The sequence below is a fragment of the Pedobacter sp. 10L46_2 genome, assembly GCF_056395165.1.
Window position 1 is genome coordinate 1 of sequence record NZ_JBFTIZ010000150.1, and the last position, 9,536, is coordinate 9,536.

The following is a 9,536-nucleotide window of genomic DNA, read 5'->3' on the forward strand; positions in this document are numbered from 1 at the left end:
GACACGAACGTCAGATATAGCTTGCGTTTGAAGAGCATCGTTTCTATGATGTTAGAAGATGGAAAAGACACGAACGTCAGATATAGCTTGCGTTTGAAGAGCATCGTTTCTATGATGTTAGAAGATGGAAAATAGCAGATGTAACGGAAAATCTTCCTTCAAGAGGTGTGGTCATCACCAAAAATAATGATGGAACTTTTACTTTTACTTCCAAGATAGCACTTGATGGGCGTAAGTTCGAGACCAAACATTATTGGTTACCAATTCCAAGGACTGAAATTCTTGCCTCAGGGAACCAATTACAGCAAAATCCGAACTACTAGCAGAATTTATAGAATGCCGGGAAACAAAACGTTTTTCCGGCATTTTGTAAATTTTCCAATTTATAAAACATCCTAAATGAAAATATTCAATTTAATTTACTTGTCGGCAGTATTGCTACTATTATGCAGTTGCAGTAAAAATAATGTAGCACATACTTTTGAACTTGGGGATAATGACTTTCTGCTCGACGGAAAACCTTTTCAGGTTGTATCCGGTGAAATACATTATCCACGCGTACCCAGAGAAGCATGGAGAGACCGGCTGAAAATGGCAAAAGCCATGGGACTCAATACTATTGGAACCTATGTGTTCTGGAACGCACATGAGCCTGAAAAAGATGTGTTTGATTTCTCTGGCAACAATGATATTGCTGAATTTGTAAAGATAGCACAACAAGAAGGGCTATGGGTAATATTGCGGCCTAGTCCTTATGTCTGTGCCGAATGGGAATTTGGAGGTTATCCGTACTGGCTTCAAAATGAACAAGGTCTGAAAGTAAGAAGCCGGGAAAAACAATACCTTGAAGAATACCGCAAATACATTCACGAAGTGGGTAAACAACTTGCTCCCTTGCAGGTCAACCATGGAGGTAATGTGCTTATGGTGCAGATTGAAAATGAATATGGTTCTTATGGATCTGATAAGGAATACTTGCGTATTAACCGTGAGATGTTTATTGATGCGGGGTTCGATGGATTACTATATACATGTGATCCTCAAAAAGACATCAAAAAAGGATTCCTGCCCGGAACACTTCCTGCAATTAATGGGCAAGACAATCCGGAAATCGTGAAAAAGGAAATCCGCGAATTAAATGGTGGCAAAGGCCCCTTCTTTATAGCCGAATGGTATCCGGCATGGTTTGATTGGTGGGGTACACCGCATCATAAAGTTCCGGCTGAACAATATACAGGAAAGCTCGATTCCGTACTTGCAGCTGGCATTTCCATCAATATGTATATGTTCCACGGCGGTAGTACCCGCGCTTTCATGAACGGAGCTAATTACCGTGATACTATACCCTACGAACCTCAGATCAGCAGTTATGATTACGACGCACCACTTGACGAAGCAGGTAACGCAACTGAAAAGTTTATGAAATTCAGGGCGGTTATTGAAAAGCATTTGCCTCCTGGTGCCAAGTTGCCTGCTGTTCCTGCCCCAAAGCCAGCAGCAGCTCTTGATGCTATTCCCTTTTCATCCGAAGTTAGTATTTACGAGTATCTTGGAAAATCAAAGCAAAGCATTCAGCCACTGACTTTCGAAGACCTGAACCAGGCCTATGGATATGTACTTTATCGCACAACTATCAATGGAGGAAAGCAGGGTATGCTAAAAATTGATGGATTGAAGGATTTCGGTCTGGTCTATGTTAACGGTAAACGACAGGGTATTTTGGACAGGAGACTGAATCAGGATAGTCTCATGATAGATTTACCATCGGGTAAGGTCACTCTTGATATATTAGTAGAAAATATGGGAAGGATTAATTTCGGGCCATTTTTACTTCAAAATAAAAAAGGGATTACCGGCAAAGTCACCTTAGCTGGTTCGGTCTTGGAATCATGGGATATGTTTTCATTGCCTTTTGATAAACAGCCACTTAAAAAAGAGGTTAGCAATGCAGTTAATCGGGATGCTCCAATGTTAAAGTATGCAGAATTTGAACTGAAAAACTTACAGGATGCCTATCTGGATATGCGGAAATGGGGTAAAGGCGTGATTTGGGTAAACGGTCATAATCTTGGAAAGTACTGGAGTATTGGCCCTCAGCAAACAATTTACCTGCCTGCTGAATGGCTGAAAAAAGGTAAAAACCAGGTGGTTGTACTTGATTTGCTTAAGACCGATCAGCAGTTTCTTACCAGTCTTAATAAACCAATTTTGGATCAGATTAATACCAGGTAATAATCAATTAAATCAAATTTAACTATTCTATTGAACGATAGAATAGCTAAATTTGGTTGACCATTAATTGATTATATGCTTTCAATCTTCAAAACCTCCTCCATTATTTATTCTTTTAGCATTGCAATAATGCTTATTCCAGCTGCTTGTAGGAAACAGAATAATCCAGATCAAAACAAAAAGGTCAAAGATGCTCCAACGAGCGAACTTGGAACTGTTTTTCCAGAAATCAGGGAGATCAAAAATGATACAGCAAAACTGGCTCTTTATCCTTATGCCAGTTTTTTTATTATTGACCTTGGACTTAAGGGGAGTGAACAAAAACTGAAGATGATCCGCCAGGCTAATAAATCTGATGTTCCTGTAAAAGTGAAAGTATTCCAGGACAATAGAAGTGAGGTAGCGGAAATCTATCCTGCAACTAAACAGGATATTGATAAGTATAAAAAACATTAAAAAACGACTTCTCATGAACCCGAAGGAATCAGTATCGAAAAACCTGGCTGATCTGTACGAGATGATGGGCTTGCCTGTAGACTTGGTAAGTGCCGAGTCGGGGTTTACTGTACATTCCTTAAGAGAAACATTTAAGAATCTTCCTTTTAAATCGATTGCTTACCGACCAGATTATTTCAGCTTTGTTTTCGTTAAAAATGCATACGGAAAGTATATCATAGATGAGATGACATTTGATATTACCCCCGGTACAATCTATTTCACTAATCCGGGAAATTACAGAAGCTTTGAATGGTCTGAAATTACAGAGGCCTATCTGATCACATTTAATGAATCTTATCTGCAAGAACATGTTCATCAGGATGTTTATCAGGACTTTTCTTTTTTGCTTACAGAAACAGTTCAGCCAAGGTTGATGCCACCTGAACAGTTTGATGAAATAGAAAAGCTCTATCACCAGATCCATAAAGAGCATTTAGGCAATTCTATCTATAAGAATAGAATTATTGGAAGCTTGTTTGTGGTTCTGCTATTAAAAATAAAAGAATACTTCTGGCAAAATTATAATCCTATATATGAGGGGAATAGGAGTTCCTTCATTGTTAAAGTATTTAAAAAGAACCTTGAAGATCACTATCGGGCTATCGTTTTTGGTCAGGAAAATATTTTATTACGGGTTCAGGACTACGCAGATTTGCAGCATTTACATCCGAATTACCTAAGTAGCGTAATCAAAACAAAAACAGGTAAACCTGTTAGCACGTGGATTGCTGAAAAAACAGTTGCAAAGGCAAAGTCGCTATTGCATAACTCAGAAGCTTCCATCAAAGAAATTTCTTTTACACTTGGGTTTTCAGAGGCTACCCATTTTAGTAATTACTTTAAGAAGTATACAGAGCTTACTCCGATAGCTTACAGAAAGCTGCAAAGCTAATCTTAGATTTTTATACTTAATCCTTTAATATCCGTCCTTTTTGCAGTTGTTCTTTATCTGACCTTTGAGTTATCAAAATAAGATAAAGAAAACATGAAAACTCTAAAAGAAAAAGTAATTCTGATTACAGGTGCCTCAAGAGGCATAGGCGCAAGTATCGCTCATAAATTAGCATCAGCAGGTGCAAAAGTAATTGTAAACTATGCAGGTGGTAGAGCTGCGGCAGAACAAACCGTAAACGACATTATACAACAAGGTGGTGATGCCATTGCCATTCAGGCAGACGTAAGTAATGCCGCTGCTGTTAAAGCTATGTTTGACACCGCAATTGATCATTATGGCCGGATTGATGTTTTGGTGAATAACGCAGGTATCATGATCAATAAATTACTTAAAGATACTACTGACGAAGATTTTGCACTTCAATTTGATATTAACGTTAAGGGAACTTTTAATACGATGCGTGAAGCAGCTACCCGATTATCGGACAACGGAAGCATCATTAATTTTTCAACTTCTGTGAACCGTATCATGTTGCCTACTTATAGTACTTATGTGGCTACAAAAGCAGCCGTAGAACAATTAACCCGTGTATTTTCTAAAGAGGTTGGTGGCAGAGGTATCAATGTAAACTCAATTTCGCCGGGACCAACCAATACTGAATTATTTACTAAAGGTAAACCTCAGGAAGTTATAGACCGCCTGGCATCTCTTTCTGCTTTTAACCGAATTGGTGAGCCTGAGGATATTGCACAGGTGGTGACATTCCTTGCGGGGGATGAGGCAAAATGGATTACTGCACAGAATATTGGCGTTAACGGCGGCATGGCTTAATCCAATCAGTATTATTTAATCAAAATATCATGAACAGTTTAAAAAATAAAGTGGCATTAATCACAGGATCAGCAAGAGGTTTAGGTAAAGCTATTGCCGAACGTTACGCTGCCTTAGGCGCAGACGTGGTGATCAATTATTCAAGAGATAAAGCATCAGCTGATGAAGTGCTAAGTAATATCAAGGCAATGGGGGTAAGGGTAATTGCGGTACAGGCAGACGTAAGCAAAGTGGCTGATCTGGAACGTCTGTTTGAAACTGCAAAAAAAGAATTTGGGAAAATCGATATCGTAGTAGCCAATGCCGGAATCGAACTGGTAGAAACACCTGTTGTAGATTTTACAGAGGAACAGTTTGACAGGTTATTTGCCATCAACACTAAAGGAGCATATTTTACAATGCAACAGGCTGCAAGAAACGTAGAAGACAAAGGGCGTATCATTTACATTGCTTCCAGTACTACAGCCTTTCCGGTTCAGGGCATGGCTGTGTATGGTGGGAGTAAAACTACACCAAGGTATATGATTGATGTTTTATCTAAAGAGATTGGCCATAGAGGAGTAACTGTAAATACCATCATTCCATTCGCAGTAGATCATTCGGGTATTTTTGCCGAGCCAGATAGCTATCCTGAATTAAGGAAACAGTTGCTGGACAGCTGTCCGATGGGTAGACTTGCAGAGGTAGAAGACGTTGCCAATGCAGCTGAATTCTTTGCCAGTGACCTTTCGTCATTTGTTAATGGCCAGCATTTGTTGGTAAATGGCGGGGCTACCAACTAGTGAAATCATTTAAAATATAAAACCGGGTCATTTTCAGACCCGGTTTTATATATAGCGCCGTTAAGTTTATTAGTCAAATACCATTATTTGTTGATATTCGGGTTGTTGTTCAATTCAGTTTGCGGTACAGAGAACAGGTAGTAACTGCTGTTGGGTTTAAAGGCCGAACCATCAGGGAATTTTAAAGTTGTATGCTGCTTTGCAGAAACAACCTTGCTACTTCCATCAGGAGTAATCACAGTAACTTGAAGTGGCTTACCATCTGTACCAAGCGCTGGATTCCTCACTACAGCAGTCTGAGTTCTTAAAATATCAGACAGTGCAAACCCTTCACCCCATAATTCTTTTCTTCTTTCTATAAGAATCTCAGCAATTACCTGATCCTTGGTTTGCGATCCAAGTGTAAACGGATCTGCTTTTCTGGCGGCACGAAGCGAGTTCAGCTGCTCAACTGCTTTTGGTAAGTCTGAATTTCTAGCATAGCCCTCTGCAGCAATCAAAGTCATTTCTGATGCACGCATGAATACGATATCGCCTGTCTGATCAGCCCTGAACTTAAACTTCTGGTAGCGTAAATAACCTTCTCTACTTGGCAGACCGTCCCATAAGAATAGTTTTGTTCTGATGTCATGACTATCAAATAACTTTTGAAAGTTAGGATCGGCCATAAAGCTATAATAATAGGCCGAAGGACTGCTGGTGTCCAGAAAATGGAAGCTATAACTAGCTGTACTTTGATCCGGTTGCTGACCATGTCCCCAAATCCATTCGCTGTTCTTAAGGTCGTTAAACCCATTGCTGTAATCGGCTTCAGACATGTATGGATAGTTCTTTTTTGCTTCAAGTGCATGTTGTGCAGCTAAGTCCCATTTACCCATGTTCAGGTAAGTTCTTGCCAGCAAGCCATTTACTACATCAATGTTGATCTTGTACTTGGTAGTGCTCGGACGCTGATAAGCTGGAAGTAGTTTTTCTGCCTCAGTAAGGTCTGAGATGATCAGCTGATAAACCTGCTCAACAGTCGATTTTGATTTACCTTCAGTTGTCGGACCGGTAGGTTCCGTATAAACAGGAACCGCTTTGGCTTGGGGATTTACCTGGTAATTGAACTGGTAGTACGTAACCAGATTCAAATAACTATTGGCTCTTAATGCATAAGCCTGACCTTTAATCTGCGCTTTTTTCTCTGCCGTTCCGGTTGAGGCGTCAATTTTACTGATGATATTATTGGTGTTATTTATCACACGATAAAGAATGGTCCAGAAAGCACCCAGTCTGGTTTGATTATTAGCCAATGTATATTCATATGCATCGCGATATCCGTATTTGTTGGTAATGATGGCAATATCGTCTCCCATTACATCACTGGTTCTTAAGATAGAAGAGTAACCAGGATTTGCATAAGTAAAATAGGTGTCGTTCATGTACGACCAGGTTCCATTCAGCACGGTTTCAATGTTATCTGCTGTCCCATAGATCAATGATTCGGGAACGGAGGTAGTCGGTGTAGTGGTAAGCTCCTTTTTGCATCCAAGAAAGGGCAAAGCGGATATCCCAATTATATAGGTGATCTGTTTAATTTTCATTTTTGTAATTTTTAATAGATGCATTAGAAAGTAAGGCTAAGTCCGGCAGAAAAAGTACGCATAGCCGGATAACGGTAATAAGTAGTACCATCAACAGTTTGTTCCGGATCCATACCATCATGTCCGTAAAAAGTAAATAGGTTTTCGCCGGTTAAGGTTAGTTTAAGGTTGTTTAAGCCCCATTTACTGGCCAGAGTTTTAGGCAAACTGTACCCTAGAGTTAAGTTCTTTAAACGAGCATAAGTTGCACTGTAAAGAAAACGGGTAGAAGCCTGAGTCCATCCAAGGTTATCGGTTGTTAATCTTGGTACATTCGTATATTTGTTTGCCGGGGTCCAATGGTTTAATATTTCTTTAGACCAGGTACGCCCGGTGCTGCTGCCATTGTGCATTAATGATAAATAATCATTGTCTAAAATTTTACCACCGATGCTGTAGGCAAACAATGCCGATAATTCAAACTCCTTGTAACTGAATGTATTGCTTATACCGCCAGTAAGATCTGGAAGCGCACTGTCCTGAACATATTGTATCGCATCAGCATAGATATTAGTGGTTACTTTGTTCCCATTAGCATCTTGTTTATACCATAATGGATTTCCGGTTTCCGGATCCACTCCGGCCCATTCTTTCAGGAAAAAATCGTACACAGAACCACCTTTACGCATGATCTTTGTAGTAGTTTTGATATCTTCCTGAGGCAAAGCAGTAATTTCGTTTTTGTAATGTGTAGCGTTCAGGCTAATGTTCCATCTAAAATCTGCAGTACGAATAGGGGTTGCATTGATCTGAACCTCTATACCGGTGTTTTTTAAAGCACCGATGTTGGCGTCAATTGAACCAAAACCGGTCGACGGAGCCTTTGGTCTGCTAAACAGCAAATCTCTCGATCTTCTATCGAAATACTCCACGGTACCGCTGATTCTGTCGTTCAGAATTCCGAAATCAAGACCCAGATTAAAGTTTAAGTTGGTTTCCCATTTAAGATCTGGTGTTGGAAGTCTTGAAGTTACCAAACCATTTTCACCAAGGTTATTTTGGATGGTGTACAAGCCTTCGTAAGCATAATAAGTACCAATATTATCATTTCCCTGAGCACCATAACTGGTTCTAAGCGTTAGTGTACTTAACCAGGAATTGTCTTTTAGGAAGTCTTCTTCAGATAGTTTCCATGAAGCACCTAGCGACCAGAATGTTCCCCAGCGTGTTGCCGGAGCAAATCTTGAAGATCCGTCTGTTCTTAGTGATGCAGAAAGCAGGTATTTCTTTTTATAATCATACTCTGCGCGTCCAAGAAAACTTAGTAAGGTATAGTCCAATGCCGACCCGCCAAAATCGTTTAATTGTGAAGCAGCGTCTGGTTCATATAAGCCAGGGAGTACAAAGCGTTCCCTGCTACCAGAAATGATCCTGTAATTGTATTTGTAAATCTCCTGACCTGCAAGTAAATTTAAATGATGGTCTTCGTTAAAGGTCTTTTCGTAAGTTAAGATGTTGTTCCATGTCCATGAATAAGTTCTGCTGTTGCTTTTACTTACCGAACCTTTGGTTTCAGCTCCATCGCCAAGTACCGGATTCGTATAATTATGATTGTTAATGTTTGCAAAATCAGCGCTGTAAGTAGTTTTGAATTTTAATTCGGGGATTATGGTAGCTTCAAGGAAGGTACGTGCCGAAACATTGTCTTTTAAGATTTCAGATTTATCCAGGTCAACAGTTGCCGCGAGGTTGCTTCTTGGAATGGCTGAACTTGGGCGATAAGCGCCAAAATCATAAACTCTGTTGCCATTTGCATCAGTTTTGTAAGAGCCATCAGGATTTCGTTCATAAACAGGATAGAAGCTTGGCACCAAACGCGAATAGTTTACTACGTTTCCTGTATTACTATCTTCAGAAATAGGATAATCCTGAAGGGTATTTGCTGCTGAAATGTTCAGTCCGGCAGTTAACCATTTTTTTGCTTTGGTAGTTAAATTAACCCTTGCGCTATATCTTTTGTACCCGGAACCCAATGCAATACCCTTATCATTAAGGTATCCGCCAGAAATAAAGTATTGGCTTTTTTCGTTACCACCACTAAAGCTAAGATCGGCTTGGGTACGTATTGCGGTTTGTTCCATTGCATCACCCCAATTATCATCCCATAATGGTGTTGCTCCTGCAACAAGCTTCCCATCTGGTCCTACAGGAAGTGGGTATTTTGAGCCATAAGGGTTGATACCCAGATCGGTAATGATCTGCTCGCTTGCAGCCTGACCAGCCTGCAAATCCGTATAAGTTGGGTTAGAGGCTTTTTGTTTGTTTTTAACAGCAAGCCAGTAGTTTTGGAAATATTCATCAGTTGTTACCTGTTCATAATCCTTTACGGCCCGCTTTGAAACACCCTGACTAAAATTAGCTGTGATCTCTGTCTGGTCGTTGCGTTTTCCTGCTTTAGTGGTAATAATGATCACTCCGTTTGCACCTCTTGAACCATACAATGCACTTGAAGCAGCATCTTTAAGGATACTTACAGATTCAATATCGCTGGAATTGATTGAGCTGAGATCACCCGAAAACGGATTGCCATCTACCACATATAATGGAGCAGCAGATGCATTGATCGATCCAACACCACGGATACGCAAGGTTGCAGACGTACCGGGCTGTCCGCTCGAGGATACCGCCTGTATTCCGGGAGCAAGACCCTGAAGTGCTTTGGTGATGTTAGAT

General features: G+C 40.2%; 7 protein-coding genes and 1 pseudogene. 6 read left to right on the forward strand and 2 right to left on the reverse strand.

Features of this window, described 5'->3' with window-relative positions; all coding sequences use genetic code 11:
- Positions 1-98 precede the first annotated feature (98 nt).
- The 6 genes and pseudogenes from AC1DDX_RS16270 to AC1DDX_RS16295 form a co-directional block, all read left to right on the forward strand.
- Positions 99-323: pseudogene (locus tag AC1DDX_RS16270) on the forward strand (RagB/SusD family nutrient uptake outer membrane protein); the annotation flags it as partial.
- 76 nt (positions 324-399) lie between these two features.
- Positions 400-2,232: a glycoside hydrolase family 35 protein gene (locus AC1DDX_RS16275; protein ID WP_288879175.1), complete on the forward strand. Its 1,833-nt coding sequence runs from the start codon at positions 400-402 to the stop codon at positions 2,230-2,232.
- A gap of 75 nt (positions 2,233-2,307) precedes the next feature.
- Positions 2,308-2,688, forward strand: coding sequence for a hypothetical protein (locus AC1DDX_RS16280; RefSeq protein ID WP_288879176.1), 381 nt, complete (start codon positions 2,308-2,310; stop codon positions 2,686-2,688).
- 13 nt (positions 2,689-2,701) lie between these two features.
- Positions 2,702-3,622, forward strand: coding sequence for a helix-turn-helix domain-containing protein (locus AC1DDX_RS16285; protein ID WP_288879177.1), 921 nt, complete (start codon positions 2,702-2,704; stop codon positions 3,620-3,622).
- Between the two features lie 93 nt (positions 3,623-3,715).
- Positions 3,716-4,456, forward strand: a complete 741-nt coding sequence (locus AC1DDX_RS16290; RefSeq protein ID WP_337716799.1) for an SDR family oxidoreductase — start codon at positions 3,716-3,718, stop codon at positions 4,454-4,456.
- A 29-nt stretch (positions 4,457-4,485) separates the two neighbouring features.
- The gene (locus AC1DDX_RS16295; protein ID WP_172660123.1) at positions 4,486-5,238 is read left to right on the forward strand and encodes an SDR family oxidoreductase; all 753 of its coding nucleotides are present in this window, start codon (positions 4,486-4,488) and stop codon (positions 5,236-5,238) included.
- Between the two features lie 83 nt (positions 5,239-5,321).
- Here AC1DDX_RS16295 and AC1DDX_RS16300 read toward each other — a convergent pair whose 3' ends face one another.
- Together AC1DDX_RS16300 and AC1DDX_RS16305 are read right to left on the reverse strand one after the other, a co-directional pair.
- Positions 5,322-6,824: a RagB/SusD family nutrient uptake outer membrane protein gene (locus AC1DDX_RS16300; RefSeq protein ID WP_288879179.1), complete on the reverse strand. Its 1,503-nt coding sequence runs from the start codon at positions 6,822-6,824 to the stop codon at positions 5,322-5,324.
- A gap of 23 nt (positions 6,825-6,847) precedes the next feature.
- On the reverse strand, positions 6,848-9,536 hold a 2,689-nt coding region (locus AC1DDX_RS16305; protein ID WP_477622272.1), incomplete at its 5' end, for a SusC/RagA family TonB-linked outer membrane protein.